Source organism: Collimonas silvisoli, from assembly GCF_018305005.1.
GTDB classification, from domain to species: domain Bacteria; phylum Pseudomonadota; class Gammaproteobacteria; order Burkholderiales; family Burkholderiaceae_D; genus Collimonas; species Collimonas silvisoli.
In genome coordinates this window covers 1-20,942 of record NZ_JAGQEG010000044.1, presented here as the reverse complement: position 1 = coordinate 20,942, position 20,942 = coordinate 1, and the positions used below count along the sequence as shown (strand labels likewise).

Below are 20,942 nucleotides of genomic sequence, written 5' to 3'. Positions count from 1 at the left end.
AAATGCCATGACTGCTCTCACCAACCTGCTGGATCTGGATCCCGCACAACTGACCGCTTATTGCGGCGAGTTGGGTGAGAAGCCGTTTCGCGCAAAACAACTGCTGCGCTGGATTCATCAATTCGGCGCACACGATTTCGATGCAATGACAGATTTGGCCAAGTCATTGCGTGACAAGCTGGCTACCCGGGCGATCATCGCCGCTCCCGCCGTGATCAGCGATCACACCTCATCCGACGGCACCCGCAAGTGGCTGCTCGACGTCGGTCAGGGCAATGCGGTCGAGACAGTGTTCATCCCCGAAGAAAACCGCGGCACCCTGTGCATTTCGACGCAGGCCGGCTGCGCGGTGAATTGCCGCTTTTGTTCCACCGGCAAGCAAGGCTTCAGCCGCAATCTGACAGTCGGTGAAATTATCGGCCAGCTGTGGATGGCCGAGTTTGAATTGCGCAAGTCCAAGGGTGTCGAGCCCGGCCATAAAGGCGAGCGCCAGATCACCAACGTGGTGATGATGGGCATGGGCGAGCCTTTGCTGAACTACGAACCGACAGTGACGGCGCTGAAGCTGATGCTGGACGATAACGCCTACGGTTTATCGCGCCGCCGCGTGACTTTGTCTACCAGCGGTGTGGTGCCGATGATAGATAAGCTGTCGCAGGATTGCGCGGTGGCGATGGCAGTATCGCTGCATGCTTCCAACGACACGCTGCGCGATGGCTTGGTGCCCCTGAATAAAAAATATCCTTTGCGCGAGCTGATGGCTGCTTGTAAGCGTTATCTGGAATTCGCGCCGCGCGATTTCATTACTTTTGAATACTGTATGCTGGACGACGTCAACGATACCGACGTCCATGCGCGCGAACTGATCGCCTTGGTGCAGGGCCACACAGGCGGCCCCGCCGTCCCTTGCAAATTCAATCTGATTCCGTTCAATCCTTTCCCGGAATCGGGATTGAAGCGCTCGAATAATCCGCGCATCAAGGCTTTTGCCCAGATTCTGATGGACGCCGGCATCGTCACTACCGTGCGCAAGACGCGCGGCGACGATATCGATGCTGCTTGCGGCCAGCTCGCCGGCGAGGTGCAGGACCGGACCAGAGTACAAGAGCGCATGCAGAAAATGACTGAATATCAGCAAAAATTCGGGAAGAACTTTGGCCGCATCATCGAGGTGTCTCAGTGATAGAACAAGTAAGTATCAAGCTGGAGAGCTGGCGTGGCCGGCTATTGTTGGCCGCCGCCACGTTGTCGCTATTGACCGGCTTGAGTGCTTGCAGCAATCCGCCGCTCAGCAGCGATAGCGAAGGCGGTTCACGCCGTGAGCTGGCTACCAGCTCCGATCAGACAGAAGCGCAACGCCGTGCCGGCATTCGTTTGCAACTGGCGGTCGGTTACTACGAGCAGCGTCAGCTGGAGGTGGCGCTGGACGAGATCAAGCAGGCTTTGGCGGCCGATCCTGAACTGGCCGATGCCTATAGCGTGCGCGGGCTGATCTATATGGACATGGGTGAAAACCGGCTGGCCGACGATAATTTCCAGCGCGCCTTGCGGCTCTCGCCGAACAATCCGGATTATGCCAACAACTATGGCTGGTTTCTGTGCCAGAACGGGCGGGCAAAGGAGTCGATTGCCCATTTCGAGACTGCACTGAAAAGCCGCACTTATCAATCGCCGGCAAAAGCGCTGACGAACGCCGGGATTTGCAGCCTCAAATTAAACGATGCGGTGGCGGCGCAACGTTATCTGTTGCAGGCGTTTCAGTTTGATGCCGGCAATCCGCTGACGAACGCCAAGCTGGCGCAACTGGCGTATGACCGCAACGATTATGAACGGGCTCGGTTTTATATTGGTCTCGTATTGAAAACCGATGTGCAAAATGCGGAAGCATTATGGACAGCAATCAAAGTGGAGCGAAAGTTGGGTGACACAGCTGCAGAAGCAAGTTTAGTGACGCAATTACGCCGTCGTTTTGCCGGCTCCCCGGAGTTCGCAGCCTATCAGCGCGGGGCGTTCAATGAGTGAGTCTCATCAGCTGAAAGCCGCGGATGTCGAGTCGGCGAACGTGGAAAATGTTGCTGCTGAAACTGTCAGTGCCAGCCCGCTTTCGCTCGGTGCGCAATTAGCCAGCAAGCGTGAACAACTGGGCTGGTCGGTGCCGGATGTCGCCAGCCATCTGAAGTTGGCGCCGCGTCAGATCGACGCCATGGAAACCGACAACTATGCTGCGCTGCCGACTATGGTGATGACGCGTGGCTTTATCCGTTCCTACGCAAAATTGCTGGGCCTGGATGCGAACGCTTTGCTGGCGACCATTTCACCTGCGGTTGCGGCGCAACCGGCAAGCAGTGCAGTCCATAGCCAGTTGTCGACGCCTTTCTCCGAGTCTCGTTTCAATTTGATGGGACGCAATAAATTTGCCTACAAATGGCTGGTAGTGCTGGCCGTGCTGCTATTGCTGCTGGCAGTCGCGATACGGCTGGATGTATTGCCCGGTCTGCAGGCCGGGCTGCAGTCGCTGGCTGAAAAGTCAACTGCAGCCACGGCAGCTACAGCGGCCGCAGCAAGCGCCGAAGATAAGGCTAGCCTGCCTGTCGCCCCTATCGCCGCCGAGACACAGGCTGCCGATGCGGCGGCTAACGCCGCTTTGACTGCCGCTCCTGTTGTTACTGCCGCTGCGTCTGCAGATGGCGCAGCCGTGCCCGAAGTGGGGACGAATGCTGTGCCGGCAACTGCCGTGGCCGCCGCTCCGGCTGCTACTGCTACTGGCGGTGGCGAGCTGAGCCTGAACTTCCGGCAGGACTCATGGGTCGAAATCAAGCGCGCCGATAACACGGTGCTGATCTCGCGCCTGGTCAAGGCAGGCAGCACCGAAGCGGTCGACATGTCGCAGCCGGTCAACATCATTATCGGCAATCTTGCCGGTGTCGACGCCACGCTGCGCGGTGCGCCGCTGGATCTGAAAGCCGGTTCCAAAACCAATGTGGCCAGATTGAACTTGAAATAAGCGTGATGGAAAGAGAGAAGCCCATGCCGCATACGAATCTGCCGATCGGCTCAGGTCCTGGCCTGCGACGCCTTAGCCGCGGCGCGCTGATCAGTTATGGCGAACGCAAGATCATGGTTGGCGGCGGCGCGCCGGTGGTGGTGCAGTCGATGACCAACACCGATACCGCCGATGCGATCGGCACCGCGATCCAGATCAAGGATCTGGCGCGCGCCGGTTCCGAGCTGGTGCGCATTACGGTGAATAATCCGGAAGCCGCCGCTGCAGTGCCGGCGATCCGCGAACAGTTGGACAAGATGGGCATAGATGTGCCGCTGGTTGGGGATTTTCACTACAACGGCCACACCTTGTTGAACGACTATCCGGAGTGTGCTCAGGCATTGTCGAAATACCGGATCAATCCGGGCAACGTCGGTAAAGGCGCCAAGCGCGATACCCAGTATGCGCAAATGATCGAAGTCGCCTGCAAGTATGACAAGCCGGTGCGGATCGGCGTCAACTGGGGCAGCCTGGATCAGGCGCTGCTGGCGCGCATCATGGATGAGAATGCCTTGCGCAGCCAGCCGTGGCCGGCGCAAGCGGTGATGTATGAAGCCTTGGTTACCTCGGCGATCGAGAACGCGCAAAGAGCGGAAGAGCTGGGCTTGGCTGCCGACCGCATCATCTTGTCGTGCAAGGTATCCGGAGTGCAGGATCTGATCGCCGTGTACCGCGAACTGGCGCGGCGCTGCGATTACCCGTTGCATCTTGGCTTGACTGAAGCCGGCATGGGCAGCAAGGGAATTGTCGCCTCGACTGCAGCCTTGTCGGTGCTGCTGCAAGAGGGCATCGGCGACACCATACGGATTTCGCTGACGCCGGAACCGGGCGGCGATCGCACCAGGGAAGTGATTGTCGGCCAAGAGATTCTGCAAACCATGGGCTTGCGCAAATTCGCGCCGATGGTGATTGCCTGTCCTGGTTGCGGCCGCACCACTTCGACCGTGTTCCAGGATCTGGCGGACAAGATCCAGACCTATCTGCGCGATCAGATGCCGCTCTGGAAAAAAGCCTATCCCGGCGTCGAGGGCATGAACGTGGCGGTGATGGGCTGTATCGTGAATGGCCCTGGCGAATCGAAGCACGCCAACATCGGCATTAGTTTGCCCGGCACCGGCGAATCGCCGGCGGCGCCGGTGTTCATCGATGGCGAGAAAAAACTAACGCTGCGCGGCGAGCGGATTGCCGAAGAGTTTCAGGCGGTGGTGCTGGATTATGTGAAGAGCCGTTATGGCCAGCCAGCAGTCTGATCCGAATATAGATTAGTCACTATCAGTGTATTGAAAAAGAATGTCAGAAAATAAGAAAACCGAAAAAATCGTCGGCGTAAAAGGTATGAACGATATCCTGCCAGCCGATGCGGCCTTGTGGGAATTGTTTGAAAACACGGTGGAGTCGGTGCTGAAGAGCTACGGCTTCCAGATGATCCGTACGCCCATCGTCGAAGCTACCGCCTTGTTTGCGCGCGGCCTGGGCGCAGTGACCGATATCGTCGAAAAGGAAATGTACTCGTTCACCGATTCGATGAACGGCGACAACCTGACTCTGCGTCCGGAAAGCACTGCCGGCGTAGTGCGTGCGGCGATCGAACATAATCTGACATACGACGGCCCTAAACGGCTTTGGTACAACGGTCCGATGTTTCGCCATGAGCGGCCGCAACGCGGCCGCTATCGGCAGTTCCATCAGGTCGGCGCCGAAGCTCTCGGCTTTACCGGCCCGGATATCGATGCCGAACTGATCATGATGTGTCAGCGCTTGTGGGACGATCTCGGCTTGCAGGATGTGAAGCTGCAATTGAATTCGATTGGCGATGCCGAAGAGCGCAATCGTCACCGTGCCGACCTGATCGCCTATTTTGAACAGCATCGGGATTTGCTGGACACCGACGCGCAACGGCGTTTGCACAGCAACCCGCTGCGGATTCTGGACACCAAGAATCCGGCCATGCAGGAAATGGTCAACGGTGCGCCGCAGCTGCTCGGCTACCTGGGCGAGGAATCGCGCGCTCATTTCGAGGGCGTGCAAAAAATCCTGAATCACAACAATATTCCCTTCACCATTAATCCACGCCTGGTGCGCGGCATGGATTACTACAACCGCACCGTGTTTGAATGGGTCACCGATCAGCTTGGCGCACAAGGTACGGTGTGCGCCGGCGGCCGCTATGATTCGCTGGTGGAAATGTTCGGCGGCAAGCCGACCCCGGCCTGCGGTTTCGCGATGGGTATCGAGCGCTTGCTGGAATTGATGCGCGCTAACGGCGAACAAGCCGTGCGCAACGAATGCGACGTCTATCTGGTGCACCAGGGCGAGGCGGCGCAACTGCAATCGTTCGTGCTGGCCGAGCGTCTGCGCAATGCCGGGCTGGATGTTGTGTTACATTGCGCCGCGGCCAACGCCGGCGGCAGCTTCAAGTCGCAGATGAAGCGCGCTGACGCCAGCGGCGCCGCATACGCCATCATTATCGGCGAAGACGAAGTGGCCAGCCATACCGCTACCGTCAAGACCTTGCGCGCCGAGGGCGACGGCGATGTCGAAAAAGCTAGTGCCGGCAATCAAAGTGTCGTACCGTTCGATGCGGTAAGCGATTATCTGGTCGATCAGATAGTCGGCGCAGGTGACGGCCATGACCATGGCGATCATGAGCATGTTCATTATCACCACTAAATTCATCACTAAAACCATCATCAAAAACTAAAATCATATGGCATTCGATCTCGACGAACAGGAACAACTGGCAACGCTTAAGGATTGGTGGAGTAAATACGGCAATCTGACGACCTGGCTGCTGATTATCGCCCTGGCGGCCTACGCCGGCTGGTCCGGCTGGAATTACTATCAGCGCAACCAGTCGTTGCAGGCGTCGCAGCTTTACGACGAGCAGCAAAAAGCCGTGGCAAGCAAAGACAACGCCAAGGTACAGCGCGCCGCCGCTGACATACAGCAGAAATTCAGCCGCACCGCCTATGCCGGCATGGCTGCGTTGTCGGCCGCTAAAGTGGCTTTTGACGCTAACGACCTGAATGCAGCGAAAGAACAGTTGCAATGGGTGGTCGATCACGGCCGCGACGAAGACTATAAGGCGCTGGCCAGAATCCGGCTGGCCGGCATCCTGCTTGATCAGAAGGCCTATGACGATGGCTTGAAAGTGCTGGCGGCGGATCTGCCGGCGCCTTTCGCCAGCGCAGCGGCTGATCGCAAAGGCGACATCCTGGTAGCGCAGAACAAGCTGGACGAAGCGCGCGCCGCTTATCAATTGGCTTTGGATAAGATGGAAAGCAAGAATCCAGGTAAGGAATTGATTCAATTGAAACTTGATGCGATTGGCGGAGCCCCCGCCAAAGCCGCGGCCTGATAATTCGAAAAAAGGAAGAATATGCGTGTGAAGACTATGCGAGCGGTTGCCTGTGCCGGTGCTTTGTTGATATTGGGCGGCTGCTCCTTGTTCAGCGGCAAGAAACCAAGTAATCCGCCAGCGCCTTTGGTTGAGTTTGCGCAAAGCCTCAAAGTACAACCGGTCTGGAAGCAGTCGATTGGCAGCGCCTCCATCTTCGCATTCTCGCCGGCAGCTGCCGACGGCAGCGTCTACGCTGCCGCGGCTGACGGCACTTTGGCGCGCATCGATGCCGCTAACGGTACGGTTGCCTGGCGCATCAACGCTGGCATGCATCTGACCGGCGGCGCCGGCAGCGATGGCAGCACCGTTGCAGTGGCAGGAGAAAAAGGGATTGTGCTGGCGTTCGACGCCCAGGGCAAGAAACGCTGGCAGGCACAGGCTTCCAGCGAGATCCTGTCGGCGCCGGCGGTAGGCCAAGGGCTGGTTATCGTGCGTAGCCAGGATAATCGGATTGCCGCTTATGATGCCGAAACCGGCGAGCGCCGCTGGACCGTGTTACGCACTTTGCCGCCGCTGACTTTACGTTCGGCGCCAGGGATTCTGATTGTGCCGCAAGCAAGCTTCTTGTCCTTGCCCGGCGGCCGTCTGTCAGCGCTGAACCTGACTAACGGTGGTCCGTGGTGGGAAATGGCGATCGGCGATCCGCGCGGCACCACTGAGCTGGAACGGGTCGCCGATGCTTCCGGCACGCCGCTGATTGTCGGCCGTGAAGTTTGCGCCGTCGCCTACCAGGGCCGGGTTGGCTGTTTTGACGCCGGCAGCGGTGTCGCGCATTGGGTCAAACCGTTTTCCAGCGACGTCGGCGTCGGCAGCGACGGTCGTAACGTGTATGCGGCCGATGAGCGTGGCGCGGTATCGGCGTTCACTCTGGAGAGCGGGGCGGTTGTGTGGCAAAACAAGCAACTCGCCAATCGTGTGCTGACTACGCCGGCAGTGCTGGAAAAAGCGATAGTCGTAGGTGATTTTGAAGGATATATTCACTTCTTGTCACGTCAAGACGGCGCACTGATAGCACGCATTCGTGCAGACAGCAGCCCGGTACTGCCGAATCCGGTGGTAGCAGGCTCTAATGTGATTTTTCAAACCAAAGCAGGAACCTTGATCGCTATAGCGACAGAGTAATTAACTTAATGAAGCCAGTAATCGCACTTGTAGGACGTCCCAATGTCGGCAAATCGACGTTATTTAATCGCCTGACGCGTTCCCGTGACGCGTTAGTCGCCGATTTGCCCGGCTTGACCCGCGATCGCCACTATGGTGAAGGGCGGATCGGCGAACGGCCATTCCTGGTGATTGATACTGGCGGTTTCGAGCCGGTTGCCAAAGACGGCATCATGCACGAAATGGCGAAGCAGACCAAGCAGGCGGTGGCCGAAGCTGACGTGGTGATCTTTATCGTCGACGGCCGTCAAGGTTTGACGCCGCACGACAAGACCATCACCGATTTCCTGCGCAAATCCGGCCGCTCCGTGATGCTGGTGGTGAATAAGTCCGAGGGTATGAAGTACACCTCGGTCACCGCCGAATTCTATGAACTCGGCATGGGCGATCCCTATGTCATTTCCGCCGCCCATGGCGACGGCGTTGTTGATCTGGTGGAAGAGTCGCTGGATCTGGCGTTCGCGCAACGGCCGCCTGAAGTGGAAGAGCCGGAGAGCAAGGATCGCGGCATCAAGATTGCTATTGTCGGTCGTCCTAATGTCGGCAAATCGACGCTGGTCAACACCTTGCTGGGCGAAGAACGAGTAATTGCGTTTGACATGCCGGGCACTACCCGCGACTCGATCGAAATCCCGTTTGAGCGCGACGGTAAAAAATACACCTTGATCGATACCGCAGGTATCCGTCGTCGCGGCAAGGTTTTCGAAGCCATCGAGAAATTTTCCGTGGTCAAGACTTTGCAGTCTATTTCAGAAGCCAATGTGGTCTTGCTGTTGCTCGATGCTCAGCAGGATATCTCCGAGCAGGATGCGCACATCGCCGGCTTCGTGCTGGAAACCGGACGCGCATTGGTGGTCGGCGTCAACAAATGGGATGGCCTGACCAGCGACCGCCGCGATGAAATCAAGATGGATATGGATCGCAAGCTGAATTTCCTTTCATTTGCGAAATTCCATTTTATTTCAGCGTTGAAGTCGACCGGCATTACGCCTTTGATGAAATCGATAGATTCCGCATATGCAGCGGCCATGTCAAATCTGACTACGCCAAAGCTGACACGCGCCTTGATCGAAGCGGTAGAGCATCAGCAGCCGCGGCGCAAGGGTTCGATCCGTCCGAAGCTGCGTTATGCCCACCAAGGCGGCATGAATCCGCCTATCGTCGTCATCCACGGCAATGCCTTGGAATCGATCGAAGACAACTACAAACGTTATCTGGAAAAACATTTCCGAGAAACTTTTTCGCTGGTTGGGACTCCATTACGCATCGAGTTCAGATCCAGTCGGAACCCCTACGCGCGCCAGGAAAAATAATTTTTTAAAAACACTTTTTTCTGAGCAGTAAATCCGAAAATCGTTTACATTCGTAAAACACCCACCGAGTCATCCGCTTAGAATCATATTGGTTCTATATTTAATATTTGCATTTGACTTCTAATCACAACAACACAGTGGAGTAGCCATGAGTAATAAAGGGCAATTGTTACAAGACCCGTTTTTGAACGCCTTGCGTAAAGAGCACGTCCCCGTTTCCATCTATCTGGTCAACGGCATCAAGCTTCAAGGCCATATCGAATCCTTCGATCAATACGTAGTTTTACTGCGTAATACCGTTACCCAAATGGTATACAAACACGCCATCTCAACCGTAGTTCCTGCCCGCGCTGTCAATCTGAATCTTGAAACTGAAGCAGAATAACTATTCACTGCCGGCGAGGGCCGCAGCTACGACGCGAATGTTCCCATGCGCGCAGCGCTAGTCGGAATGGATTTCGGCAAAGGTGACTTTGCCGCAAGTCTCGAAGAACTGTCCTTGCTGGCCACGTCTGCCGGCGCGATCCCGGTTGTCACGATTACCGGCAAGCGCGGCAGCCCGGACGCCGCCTTGTTTGTCGGTTCCGGCAAAGCACAGGAAATAGCCGACGCCGTGTTTGATGATGAACTTGAAATCGTCATTTTCAATCACGCCTTGTCGCCAGCCCAGCAACGCAATCTCGAACGTGTACTAAAAGTAAGAGTCCTGGATCGCACCAGTCTCATACTCGACATCTTTGCCCAGAGAGCCAAAAGCCATGAAGGTAAAGTGCAGGTGGAACTTGCGCAGTTGCAACATCTGGCGACGCGGCTGATACGCGGCTGGACTCACTTGGAACGGCAAAAGGGTGGTATCGGTTTGCGCGGTCCGGGTGAAACCCAGCTTGAAACCGACCGCCGTCTGCTAGGCGACCGGGTCAAGGCACTACGTGCCAGGCTGGATAAATTGCATCGGCAACACGCAACGCAAAGGCGCGCGCGCGGGCGCAGTGCGACGATTTCGATTTCACTGGTGGGTTACACGAATGCCGGCAAATCGACCTTGTTTAATGCATTGGCGAAAGCCGGCGTGTATGCGGCGGATCAATTGTTCGCCACGCTGGATACTACTTCCCGTCGGGTTTATCTGGGCGAGGCGGGCAGTGTAGTGATTTCCGATACGGTCGGCTTCATTCGCGAATTGCCGCATCAGTTGGTCGCTGCATTCCGGGCAACGCTGGAAGAAACCATCCATGCCGATCTGTTATTGCATGTGGTGGATGCGGCCAGTCCGGCCCGCATGGAGCAAATCGAACAGGTGAACCTGGTGCTGAAAGAAATCGGCGCTGACCATATTCCTCAGATTCTGGTATGGAACAAGATCGATGTGGCGGAACTGGAGCCGGCGGTCGAGCGTGATGAGTATGATAAAATTCAACGAGTTTTTATTAGCGCGCAAAAGGGTGTAGGTCTGGATTTACTACGACAGGCCATCGCCGAATTCGTGACCCGCAATCCGATAGCAACGGCATATTCGGTAGCCGTCGCCGAGAACACGCAGCAGATGTAAATCCGTTCTAAAGTTTTAATTAAGTAAGCTAAGTAAGCGCCTCTAACGAGCATTCCAACCTATTTGTTTTATTTACTTAAAGATAACGATCGAATGCTTGGTACCTTATTCAAAAAACTTGGTTTGAAATTTTCGTTGAACGACCCGCAATGGGGACGGAATTCGCAAAATGACAACAAGCAAAATAATGATGGCAAAAAGCCAAATAACGGTCCGCCGGATCTGGACAAGCTGTGGCAGGATTTTAATCAGCGTCTGACGCGCCTGCTGGGCAACAAGAGCGGTGGCGGCGGCGATTCCAATGGCGGCTTCAACCAAGGCATGAAGGGCGCCGGCGTCGGCGTCGGCGCGATTGCCGGCGTGGTGGTCTTGTTGTGGCTGGCGAGCGGTTTCTTTACCGTGCAAGAAGGTCAGACCGGAGTTGTGATGACTTTTGGCAAACTCAGCCATTCGACCACACCGGGTTTCAACTGGCGCTGGCCTTATCCGATTCAAAGCCATGAAATCGTCAACGTTTCCCAGGTGCGTACAGTCGAGGTCGGCTATCGCGCCAATGCCAAGAACAAGCAACCGAAAGAAGCCTTGATGCTGACCGATGATGAAAACATCATCGATATTCAGTTTGCCGTCCAATACACACTGAAAAGCGCATCCGACTGGATTTTCAACATCCGCGATCCGGAAGAAACCGTGCGTCAGGTGGCGGAAACCTCGATCCGTGAAATCGTCGGTAAAAACAAGATGGACTTCGTCTTGTACGAGGGCCGCGAAAAAGTGGCGCTGGACACCAGTCAGTTGATGCAGCAAATCCTGGATCGCTATAAGGCAGGCGTACAAATTACCAATGTCACGATGCAAGGCGTACAGCCGCCGGAGCAGGTGCAAGCTGCGTTCGACGACGCGGTGAAAGCCGGGCAGGACCGCGAACGCCAGAAAAACGAAGGCCAGGCTTACGCTAACGACGTGATTCCAAAAGCACGCGGCGCGGCATCGCGCTTGCTGCAGGAAGCGGAAGCGTACAGTGCCCGCGTTACCGCCAATGCCGAGGGTGACGCCTCACGCTTCAAGCAGGTTCTGACTGAATATCAGAAAGCGCCTGCCGTGACGCGGGACCGGATGTATCTGGATACCATGCAACAGATTTTTGCGAATACGACAAAAGTAATGGTTGATGCTAAAAGCGGGAGTAATTTATTGTATTTGCCATTGGATAAGCTGATTTCACAATCGGTGGCTAACGCCGCGCCAGGCGCCGCTGCTGGCAGCGCGGGGGTAAGCGCGCCATCGGCGATGAAGGATGGCGCCAGCACGATCGAATCACGGCCGCAGCCGGAAGACCGTTCGCGCGATAGCCGCGACTTGCGTGATCGGGAGGGCAGATAATGAATCGCCTTATCTCGTTGCTGATATGTGTTTTCGTCGCACTATGGCTGATGTTTTCAACCATCTTTGTGGTTGATCAGCGCCAGTACGCCATCTTGTTTGCCTTTGGTGAAGTGAAGCAGGTGATTAACCAGCCTGGCCTGCATTTCAAATTGCCGCCGCCGTTCCAGAACGTGCTGTTCCTGGACAAGCGGGTTCTGACCATCGATCCGCCCGATACAGACCGCTTCATCACAGCGGAAAAAATGAACATTCTGATCGACGCCTTTGTGAAATGGCGGATTACCGATCCGAAGTTGTATTTCGTCAGTTTCGGCGGCGATGAAAAGCGTGCGCAGGACCGTATGTCGCAAATCGTCAAAGCGGCGTTGAATGATGAAATCACCAAGCGCACTGTACGCGAAGTGATCTCCGGCCAGCGCGGCAAGGTGATGGATTCGATTCGTCAAAAGGTGCAAGATGAGTCCCAGCAGATCGGTGTAGAGATCATTGATGTGCGTCTGAAACGGGTGGATTACGTCGACCAGATCAACGCCTCGGTGTACGACCGCATGAAGTCAGAGCGTCTGCGGGTTGCCAATGAATTGCGTTCGACCGGTTCTGCCGATTCGGAAAAGATCCGCGCCGATGCCGACAAGCAGCGTACGGTGATTCTGGCGGAAGCCTATCGCGATGCTGAAAAGATGCGCGGTGAGGGCGACGCCAAAGCTTCGCAGATTTATGCTCAGGCATTTGGTCAGAATCCAGAGTTTTACAAGTTTTATCGCAGCCTCGAAGCCTATCGCGCCAGCTTCAAGACGCGCCAGGACTTGATGGTGATTGATCCGAATTCGGAATTCTTTAAGTACTTCCGTAGTTCAGCCGGTGGCGGCGTAAACGCTCCTGCCAAGAAGTAAGCCGGCAAGTAAGCCAGCCGCTGTAATAAGTAAATAGTTGTCTGGGAATGGCGCCCTCGTTAGAGGCGCCATTCCTTATTTTCGACGGCCGCTTATACGTGTTTCTGCTCTGCCAGAGTCAGGCGCAGGTTTTGTCAACGAAGTTGTTCCGCTGGTCTTTGGATCTTGTTTGTATCTTGTCAGCGGAAAGTATTTTTTTAGATTCATTTTTCCTATGCCAAATTGGCTTCTCCCTGAAAATATCGCCGACGTCTTGCCGTCCGAAGCGCGCAAGATCGAAGATCTGCGTCGTTTGATACTGGATAATTTCCGCTTGTACGGCTACGAGCTGGTCATGCCGCCCATGCTGGAATATCTGGAATCCTTGCTGGCCGGCGCCGGCCAGGACACCGATCTGCGCACCTTCAAGCTGGTCGATCAGTTATCCGGCCGCACCCTTGGCATCCGCGCCGACATGACCACCCAGGTGGCGCGCATCGACGCCCATTTGCTCAATCGCGAATCAGTCACCCGCCTGTGCTATGTCGGCAGCGTCTTGCATACCCGTCAGATCGGCTTGCACGCCACCCGCGAGCCACTACAGATCGGGGCAGAAATCTACGGTCATCTCGGCCTCGAAGCCGATGCTGAAATCCAGGAACTGGCGCTGGCCACCCTGGCCCTGGCCGGGATCACGCAAGTACGCCTGGATTTGTGTCATGTTGGCATCTTGCGCACGATTATCGGCGGCGATGAGGCCGCCAAAGTGGACGAGATCGAATTGGTTGCCTTGCTGGAAGCCAAGGATCTGCCCGGGCTGCGCACCATCAGCGTCAATTACAAGCCGCAAACCCGCGCCGCCTTGCTGGCGTTGCCTGGTTTGTACGGCGATGCCAGCGTGCTGCAGCAGGCACGGCAGGTGCTGCCGGCGCTGCCGGCCATCGTCAAGGCGCTGGATGAGCTGGAAACTCTGGCAGAAGCGGCAGGGAAAGATTGCGTTACCGTCGATTTAGCCGATTTACGCGGGTATCATTACGAAAGTGGCTTGATTTTCGCTGCCTATGTGCCCGGTTTGCCGAACGCGATACTGCGCGGCGGCCGTTATGACGTCGGTGCGGCATTCGGCCGCTCGCGTCCGGCCACCGGCTTTTCGATGGATTTACGCGAATTGGCAAGACTGATTCCGGTAGCAATCCGCAAGCGCGCGATTCATGCGCCTTGGGGAGTAGAAGCAGGTTTGAAGGAAAAGATCGTTGAATTGCGCAAGGCTGGGGAAGTTGTGATCCAGAGTCTGCCCGGCCATGAAAACGATCAAGACGAGTTCGATTGCGACCGCGCGGTCGTACTCGAAAATGGAAACTGGATTATCAAAAATTTGGACTAAGTGATGTTACAGAAAAGCACCGCAAAAAACGTCGTTGTCATTGGCACCCAATGGGGCGACGAAGGAAAAGGCAAGATCGTCGACTGGCTTACCGATCACGCACAGGCAGTTGTGCGTTTTCAGGGTGGCCATAACGCTGGCCATACATTGGTCATCGGCGGTCACAAGACTGCATTGCAGCTGATCCCGTCCGGCATCATGCGGCCCGGCGTGGCTTGCTATATCGGTAATGGCGTGGTGTTGTCGGTGCCTGATCTGCTGCGCGAGATCGATAAATTGCAGGCTGCCGGCGTCGAAGTTGCATCGCGCCTGAAGATATCCGAAGCCTGCCCGATCATCCTGCCTTACCACACTGCACTCGATGCAGCGCGTGAAGCGGCGCGCGGCGACGCCAAGATCGGCACCACCGGCAAAGGCATCGGCCCGGCTTACGAAGACAAGGTTGCCCGTCGCGCGATTCGCGTGGCCGACCTGCTCAACGAGAAACGCTTCGCGGAAAAGCTGCAAGCCAATCTGGAATACCATAATTTTGTCCTGACCAATTACCTGAAGGCGCCGGCTGTCGATTATCAAAAGACGCTGGACGACGCCCTGGCAACCGTGGAGCGCCTGCGGCCGATGGTAGCCGATGTGTCGAGTGATCTGTACGCCGCCTACAATAACGGCGCCAGCCTGTTGTTTGAAGGCGCGCAGGGCAGCTTGCTGGACGTTGATCACGGCACTTATCCGTTCGTCACCTCAAGCAACTGCGTGGCGGGCAATGCCGCCGCCGGCAGCGGTGTCGGCCCCAACATGCTGCACTACATCCTGGGCATCACCAAGGCTTACACCACCCGCGTCGGCTCCGGCCCGTTCCCATCCGAACTGCCGACCGACCAAGGCGTTGGCAAGCATCTGGCCAGCGTCGGCCATGAATTCGGCACCGTCACCGGCCGCGCCCGTCGTTGCGGCTGGTTCGATGCGGCGCTGCTGAAGCGTTCGGTGCAGATCAACGGCGTCTCCGGCATGTGCCTGACCAAGCTGGACGTACTGGATGGCCTGGCTTCGCTGAAGCTGTGCACCGGCTACACGCTCAACGGCAAGACTGTCGATATCTTCCCGGTCGGCGCTGAAGAAGCGGCACTGTGCGAGCCTATCTATGAAGAAATGCCGGGCTGGAGCGAATCCACGGTTGGCGCCAAATCGATGGACGCCTTGCCGGCCACCGCCCGTGCCTATATCAAACGTATCGAAGAATTGGTAGGCGTGCCTATCGATATGGTTTCGACCGGTCCAGACCGTGAAGAAACCATCGTTTTGCGCCATCCATTCAAATAAAAGCAATATGAACAAATCAGATGAAAAAGACCTGTGGGTCTCGTGGGAAGAGTATCACCGCATAATTGAAAAACTGGTATTGAATGTGCACGCCTCCGGCTGGCAGTTTGACCAGGTCTTGTGCCTGGCACGCGGCGGTTTGCGTCCAGGCGATGTGTTCTCGCGTATTTTCGATGTGCCGCTGGCGATCCTGTCGACCAGTTCTTACCGCGAAGACGCCGGCACCACACGCAGCGAACTCGACATCGGCAAGCACATCACCATGAGCCGCGGCGCCTTGTCCGGGCGGGTTCTGGTCGTGGACGATCTGGTCGATTCCGGCGTCACGCTGGATAAGGTTTTACATCACCTGAAAGAAAATTATGAGCCGGTGACCGAGGTAAAGTCGGCGGTGATCTGGTGGAAAGCCTGCTCGTCGCTCAAGCCGGATTTTTACGTCGATTACCTGCCTACCAATCCGTGGATTCATCAGCCGTTCGAAGAATACGACAGCTTGCGTCCGCACCAGCTGGAAGCCTGGAGTAAAAAAGGCGTATCGAGATAATCGGACACGCTTGACAAGAAAGCCTCGTTGTTTGCACAACGGGGTTTTTTTTCGTCTTGCGGAAACGCTGCAAGAGCCGGCAGTCTGCGCTATTGTCTCAGACTGATTCAGATGCAATCCTGTGTGCATGCGGAAGTAAAAAGAGCGAGGAGAGGGAAAACCAAGAACAATAATCGGTTCAGAAAAACAGCATCCGGATAAGCACGATGGTCAGACCATATAAGGGGGATTTAACTATGAGCAGCACGGCAATCGACAGCACGGCAATCAGCGGCACCGCGGTCAACAATACCGCTACATCATTCGAACAGCACCCGCAAACCTGGCGCGCTGTCATTTCGTCGTCAATCGGCAATGCATTGGAATGGTTCGATGTCTTGCTTTACAGCGCCATGGCGGTCACCATCGCCAAGCTTTTTTTTCCGACCGCGAACCAGACCGTGTCGCTGTTGATTACCTTTGCCACCTTCGGGGTGTCGTTTTTCATGCGTCCGCTGGGGGCAGTCGTGATCGGCGCCTATTCTGATCGTGTCGGCCGCAAGTCGGCATTGACGCTATCGATCCTGCTGATGATGATCGGCACATTGCTGATCGCCATCATGCCGACCTATGCGCAAATCGGCCTGTGGGCGCCGGCTGGCATTGTCCTTGCGCGCTTGCTGCAAGGCTTTTCCGCCGGCGGCGAATTCGGCAGTTCGACGGCGTTCCTGGTTGAACATGCACCGCATCGACGAGGATTTTTTTCCAGCTGGCAGGTTGCCAGCCAAGGCTTGAGTATCGTGCTGGCGGCGCTGGCCGGTGCGTTGCTGTCATCGCAGCTCTCCCCCGATCAACTGGAATCCTGGGGCTGGCGCCTGCCGTTTTTCTTTGGCCTGCTGATCGGTCCTGCCGGCTACTACATCCGCAAGAATCTGGAAGAGTCGCCTGAATTCGCCCAAGCCGACGCCACCCGCACGCCGCTGCGCGATATCGTGACCAGTCAGAAAGTGCGTTTGCTGATCGGTTCCGGCAGCGTCATCATGGCCACTGTGTCGGTGTATCTGGTGGTCTACATGCCGACCTATGCGGTCAAGCAGTTGGGCATGAGCTCGACCGCGTCGTTCAGCGCCACCATCCTGGCCGGCGTGATCATGCTGCTGTTTTCGCCATTGGTCGGCGAGATGTCCGACAAATATGGCCGCACGCCGTTCATGTTGAGCAGCAGCGTGTTGTTCGTCCTGCTGACTTACCCGTTGTTCTCCTGGCTGTCGTTCAACCCGAGCTTCATCAATCTGTTGCTGGCGCAAGGCGTCATCGGTTTGCTGATGACCATGTATTTCGCATCGATGCCGGCGCTGCTGTCCGATATCTTTCCGGTCCAGACTAGAGGCACCGGCATGTCCCTGAGCTACAACATCGCCGTGATGATTTTCGGCGGTTTCGCCGGCATGACGATTACGTGGCTGATTGCGGTTACCGAAAACAAGCTGGCGGTGACCTTCTATGTGATCGGCGGGGCATTGCTGAGCGTGATCGCCACGCTTGCTGCGCGTTATAGATTGCGCTTGCGTTAATCCCTGTTTAGGGGCGCATGGCAGCCAACTTGGCTTGTCTGCCATGCAAAAAATATTCGATTAAAAAAATAAACGAAAAATAGTTTCTATTTTTCTGGATTCGTGCCTACAATGGCAGAAAGCGACAGTAAAACCAAAACACATAGACAGTAAAAACGGAGACTAAACATGATCAATGTAGCGGTGTTCGGCGCCGGCCGTATCGGCAAGATTCACGCGGGCAACCTGGTGCTGCAAGCCGGCGCCAATCTGAAATATGTCAGCGATGTCAATCAGCAAGCCGCGCAAGAGCTGGCTGCCCGGCATGGCGCGCAAGTGACGGATATCGATAGCGCCCTGGCCGATCCGAGCATCGGCGCCGTGCTGATCGCCTCCAGCACCGATACCCACGCCGACCTGATCATGCGGGCGGCAGCAGCCGGCAAGGCGATCTTTTGCGAAAAGCCGGTCGACCTCACGCTGGAACGCGCCAAGGCATGCGCGCGCGCTGTTGCAGACGCCAAAGTGACTTGCATGATCGGTTTCCAGCGCCGCTTCGATCCGACCTTCGATGCGCTCAAGACGCGTCTGGCTGCAGGTGAAATCGGCGATCCTGAAATGCTGATCGTCACCAGCCGCGATCCCGGCGCACCGCCGGTGTCCTATATCAAAAGCTCGGGCGGCATTTTCAAGGACATGCTGATCCACGATTTCGATATTTTCCGCTGGATACTGGATGACGAGGCGGTCAGCATTTCCGCCACCGGCAGCTGCCTGACCGACCCGGCGATCGCCGAAGCCGGCGACATCGATTGCGCCGCAGTCACCATCCGCAGCCGCCGTGGCCGCCTGTGCCAGATCAATACCAGCCGCCGTGCCGCCTACGGCTACGATCAGCGCTTTGAAGTATTGGGCAGCAAAGGCATGCTGCAGGCGGGAAATCATAAGCCGACTGAAGTGATTGCAGCCACCGGACAGAGCGTCAGCCAGGACAAGCCGGAACATTTTTTCCTCGAACGTTACCGTGCCGCCTACGCCCGCGAGATCGCCCACTTTTTCGATGCGGCCGTCAACAAGGCTGCAGTGCGTACTACGATTGAGGATGGCGTCAAAGCGCTGGAGCTGGCCGAGGCAGCAACCCTGTCGTGGCGTGAAAATCGTACTATCGAGTTGCTCAAATGAGCGGCCAAATGCATCACTCCCCAGCAAACGCGCCAACGCTGAAAGTCGGCATCGTCGGGCTCGGAAGGTTAGGGCGGCGTCACGCGGAAAACCTGGCGTCGCGGGTCGCAGGCGCTGAGCTGGTGGCAGCTTGCAGCCCGTTGCCGGCAGAGCTGGCATGGGCGCGCGACACGCTGCAGGTACCGCATCTGTATGCCGATTACGAAGCCCTGCTGGCCCACGACGGGCTGGATGCGGTGTTCCTGGTGACGCCGACCTCGCTCCATCCGCAGCAGATCATCCAGGCTTTGCAAGCCGGCAAACATGTGTTTTGCGAAAAGCCCTTGTCGCTGGATCTGGAGGATTGCCGCCGCGTCAGCGCCGAAGCGGCGCGCCACCCGCAACTCAAGGTGATGATAGGTTTTGTGCGCCGCTTCGACGCCAGCTATCAAGACGCCTATGAAAAAATCCAGCAGGGCGCGATCGGTGCGCCCTTCATGGTGTATTCGCAGACTTGCGACCAATATGATCCGGATGGCTTTTTCGTCAAATTCGCTGCTACCAGCGGCGGCATATTCCTCGATTGCAGCGTGCACGATATCGATCTGGCGCGCTGGCTGCTCGGCAATCCGCAGCCGCTCCGGGTCTACGCCAGCGGCGCCCGCGCCATCCACCAGGATTTAGAACAGTTTCAAGATGTCGATAACGGCGTCGCCATCTGCGAGTTCGACAACGGCAAGATCGCTACCTTCTATGCCTCGCGCACCATGCCGCATGGGCATGACACCATGACTGAAATCACCGGCACGGCCGGGCGCCTGACTGTGGGCCGCAACCCGCGCAAGAACCGCCTGGAAATTGCCGATGCCCACGGTGTTCGCAACGAATGCCTGCCGAGTTTCTTCGAGCGTTTCGAAGACGCCTTCCTGACCGAGGTCAGTACCTTTGTGGATGCGATACGCCAGCAGCGCAAGCTGGAATTGACGCTGGCCGACGCCACCGAAGCAACCCGTATCGGCATCGCCTTGCGCGAATCATTGCTGTCGAAACAGCCAATTATGTTATGAACGCGGCTGTGTGCTGTAAATTGACATAACAGGTCGGGGCCGGCGCCAATGCAAAGCAACTCGCCGGCCAGGAACCTGGGTGCGCCGGTCCTCCGCGGTCAATCGTCGTAGCCGCCCGGATCCGAAATCTCTTCGATGTTCAGCTCCAGCTTGTAAGCCAAGGCAATAAACAAGGCCTGGCACAAGCACATGGCGTTGGTCAGCGAGCGGAATGCAAACGCGCTGCCTTCCTTGACGGTCAACAATACCGACGCATGTTTGGCCAAGGGGCTCAACTGGCTATCCGTGATGATCAGCGATTTTGCCTGATGCAGATGCGCCAGGCGGACGCAAGCCTGAGTCTCCTTGCCATAGGGGGTAAAGCTGATGGCGATCACCACATCGTTTTTGCCGATGCTGCGGATCTGCTCGCGGAACATGCCGCCCAGGCCTGACAGCAGGTGTACCCGCTTATTCGTATGCTGCAAGGCATACACGATATAACTGGCGATAGGAAAAGAGCGGCGCACGCCGACCACGTAAATATTTTCCGCCTTTTGCAGCAGTTTGACCGCCGCTTCAAACTGCGTGTCGTCCATGCCGTTCAACAGCTCATCCAGGCCGCTGCGGCTGGCGTCGATGAACTCGCGCGCCATTGAACCGCTGCTCAACGGCGTCTGTTTGGCGTCGATCAGCTTGCGGATGCGTTGCTGGTAGTTTTGCGACGGTATCGCCTGCGCTGTATAGGCATCGCGGAAAACCGCCTGCATTTCGCTAAAGCCGCTGAAACCGAATTGCTTGGCAAAGCGCACGATGGCGGACGGTTGCACATTGCAGTGCTCGGCGATGTCGCTGATTCTCTCCAGCATCAGGCTGCTGCGATGCTGCTCTACATAAGTGGCGATGATTTTCAACTGGCGCGAAAGCGTTGCGTATTGCTCCGCGATCTGCAGCATCAACTGGTCGACAGTCGGCGTATCTGCCATGGTGTTCTTTCTGATATATGTCGTGAAGCAATTATAAAGATTTTTCATGCACCGAATGCAATGCGTGAAAATAAAATTCTAAATTAAATTTAATTGAAAAAAACGTTGCATATCGGGTGCGCTTGTTCTATTGTTTAATACCGATGACGCTATCGGATCCGGGCGATCAGCCCAAAGGCTAGGGCCTGTTAACAATTGATTTGGGAGATGCGTTCCAACCAAAACGTGTGGTGGCAAGGCGCGTGGCG

General features: G+C 56.4%; 19 protein-coding genes. 18 read left to right on the top strand and 1 reads right to left on the bottom strand.

Going from position 1 to position 20,942, the window contains the following annotated elements:
* Positions 1-7 precede the first annotated feature (7 nt).
* The 18 genes from rlmN (at position 8) to KHU33_RS13460 (ending at position 19,729) form a co-directional block, all read left to right on the top strand.
* On the top strand, positions 8-1,183 hold the full coding sequence (gene rlmN, locus KHU33_RS13545; RefSeq protein WP_211463719.1) for a 23S rRNA (adenine(2503)-C(2))-methyltransferase RlmN: 1,176 nt from the start codon (positions 8-10) through the stop codon (positions 1,181-1,183).
* Positions 1,180-2,022: a type IV pilus biogenesis/stability protein PilW gene (gene pilW, locus KHU33_RS13540; protein WP_211463717.1), complete on the top strand. Its 843-nt coding sequence runs from the start codon at positions 1,180-1,182 to the stop codon at positions 2,020-2,022. The genes rlmN and pilW overlap by 4 nt, the downstream gene beginning before the upstream one ends.
* Entirely contained in the window at positions 2,015-3,004 is a 990-nt protein-coding gene (locus KHU33_RS13535; protein ID WP_211463715.1) for a helix-turn-helix domain-containing protein, read from the top strand. The genes pilW and KHU33_RS13535 overlap by 8 nt, the downstream gene beginning before the upstream one ends.
* Before the next feature lie 23 nt (positions 3,005-3,027).
* On the top strand, positions 3,028-4,293 hold the full coding sequence (gene ispG / locus KHU33_RS13530) for a flavodoxin-dependent (E)-4-hydroxy-3-methylbut-2-enyl-diphosphate synthase (RefSeq protein WP_211463713.1): 1,266 nt from the start codon (positions 3,028-3,030) through the stop codon (positions 4,291-4,293).
* Between the two features lie 40 nt (positions 4,294-4,333).
* Complete coding sequence (gene hisS / locus KHU33_RS13525; RefSeq protein ID WP_211463711.1) at positions 4,334-5,713, top strand: histidine--tRNA ligase; 1,380 nt, start codon at positions 4,334-4,336, stop codon at positions 5,711-5,713.
* Between the two features lie 37 nt (positions 5,714-5,750).
* A complete protein-coding gene (locus KHU33_RS13520; RefSeq protein ID WP_211463709.1) occupies positions 5,751-6,401 on the top strand; it encodes a tetratricopeptide repeat protein in 651 nt (216 codons plus the stop codon).
* Positions 6,402-6,422: 21 nt separating this feature from the next.
* Positions 6,423-7,565 (top strand): outer membrane protein assembly factor BamB, encoded by a 1,143-nt coding sequence (bamB, locus tag KHU33_RS13515; RefSeq protein WP_211463707.1) that lies wholly within the window; start codon positions 6,423-6,425, stop codon positions 7,563-7,565.
* Between the two features lie 8 nt (positions 7,566-7,573).
* On the top strand, positions 7,574-8,917 hold the full coding sequence (gene der, locus KHU33_RS13510; protein ID WP_211463705.1) for a ribosome biogenesis GTPase Der: 1,344 nt from the start codon (positions 7,574-7,576) through the stop codon (positions 8,915-8,917).
* Positions 8,918-9,065: 148 nt separating this feature from the next.
* The gene (hfq, locus tag KHU33_RS13505) at positions 9,066-9,302 is read left to right on the top strand and encodes an RNA chaperone Hfq (RefSeq protein ID WP_211463703.1); all 237 of its coding nucleotides are present in this window, start codon (positions 9,066-9,068) and stop codon (positions 9,300-9,302) included.
* Between the two features lie 45 nt (positions 9,303-9,347).
* Positions 9,348-10,466 (top strand): GTPase HflX, encoded by a 1,119-nt coding sequence (hflX, locus tag KHU33_RS13500; protein ID WP_211463701.1) that lies wholly within the window; start codon positions 9,348-9,350, stop codon positions 10,464-10,466.
* A 93-nt stretch (positions 10,467-10,559) separates the two neighbouring features.
* Complete coding sequence (hflK, locus tag KHU33_RS13495; protein ID WP_211463699.1) at positions 10,560-11,849, top strand: FtsH protease activity modulator HflK; 1,290 nt, start codon at positions 10,560-10,562, stop codon at positions 11,847-11,849.
* On the top strand, positions 11,849-12,745 hold the full coding sequence (gene hflC / locus KHU33_RS13490) for a protease modulator HflC (protein ID WP_211463697.1): 897 nt from the start codon (positions 11,849-11,851) through the stop codon (positions 12,743-12,745). Before hflK ends, hflC begins: the two co-directional genes overlap by 1 nt.
* A gap of 214 nt (positions 12,746-12,959) precedes the next feature.
* Entirely contained in the window at positions 12,960-14,108 is a 1,149-nt protein-coding gene (locus KHU33_RS13485) for an ATP phosphoribosyltransferase regulatory subunit (RefSeq protein WP_211463696.1), read from the top strand.
* A gap of 3 nt (positions 14,109-14,111) precedes the next feature.
* On the top strand, positions 14,112-15,425 hold the full coding sequence (locus KHU33_RS13480) for an adenylosuccinate synthase (RefSeq protein WP_211463695.1): 1,314 nt from the start codon (positions 14,112-14,114) through the stop codon (positions 15,423-15,425).
* 7 nt (positions 15,426-15,432) lie between these two features.
* Positions 15,433-15,969 (top strand): phosphoribosyltransferase, encoded by a 537-nt coding sequence (locus KHU33_RS13475; protein WP_211463694.1) that lies wholly within the window; start codon positions 15,433-15,435, stop codon positions 15,967-15,969.
* 236 nt (positions 15,970-16,205) lie between these two features.
* Positions 16,206-17,522 carry an MFS transporter gene (locus tag KHU33_RS13470; protein ID WP_211463693.1) on the top strand — a complete coding sequence of 439 codons (1,317 nt, stop codon included), beginning with the start codon at positions 16,206-16,208 and terminating at the stop codon, positions 17,520-17,522.
* Between the two features lie 168 nt (positions 17,523-17,690).
* Entirely contained in the window at positions 17,691-18,683 is a 993-nt protein-coding gene (iolG, locus tag KHU33_RS13465) for an inositol 2-dehydrogenase (protein ID WP_211463692.1), read from the top strand.
* Positions 18,684-18,691: 8 nt separating this feature from the next.
* Positions 18,692-19,729 carry a Gfo/Idh/MocA family oxidoreductase gene (locus KHU33_RS13460; RefSeq protein WP_211463691.1) on the top strand — a complete coding sequence of 346 codons (1,038 nt, stop codon included), beginning with the start codon at positions 18,692-18,694 and terminating at the stop codon, positions 19,727-19,729.
* Positions 19,730-19,827: 98 nt separating this feature from the next.
* Here KHU33_RS13460 and KHU33_RS13455 read toward each other — a convergent pair whose 3' ends face one another.
* A complete protein-coding gene (locus KHU33_RS13455; RefSeq protein ID WP_211463689.1) occupies positions 19,828-20,694 on the bottom strand; it encodes a MurR/RpiR family transcriptional regulator in 867 nt (288 codons plus the stop codon).
* Positions 20,695-20,942: the final 248 nt, after the last annotated feature.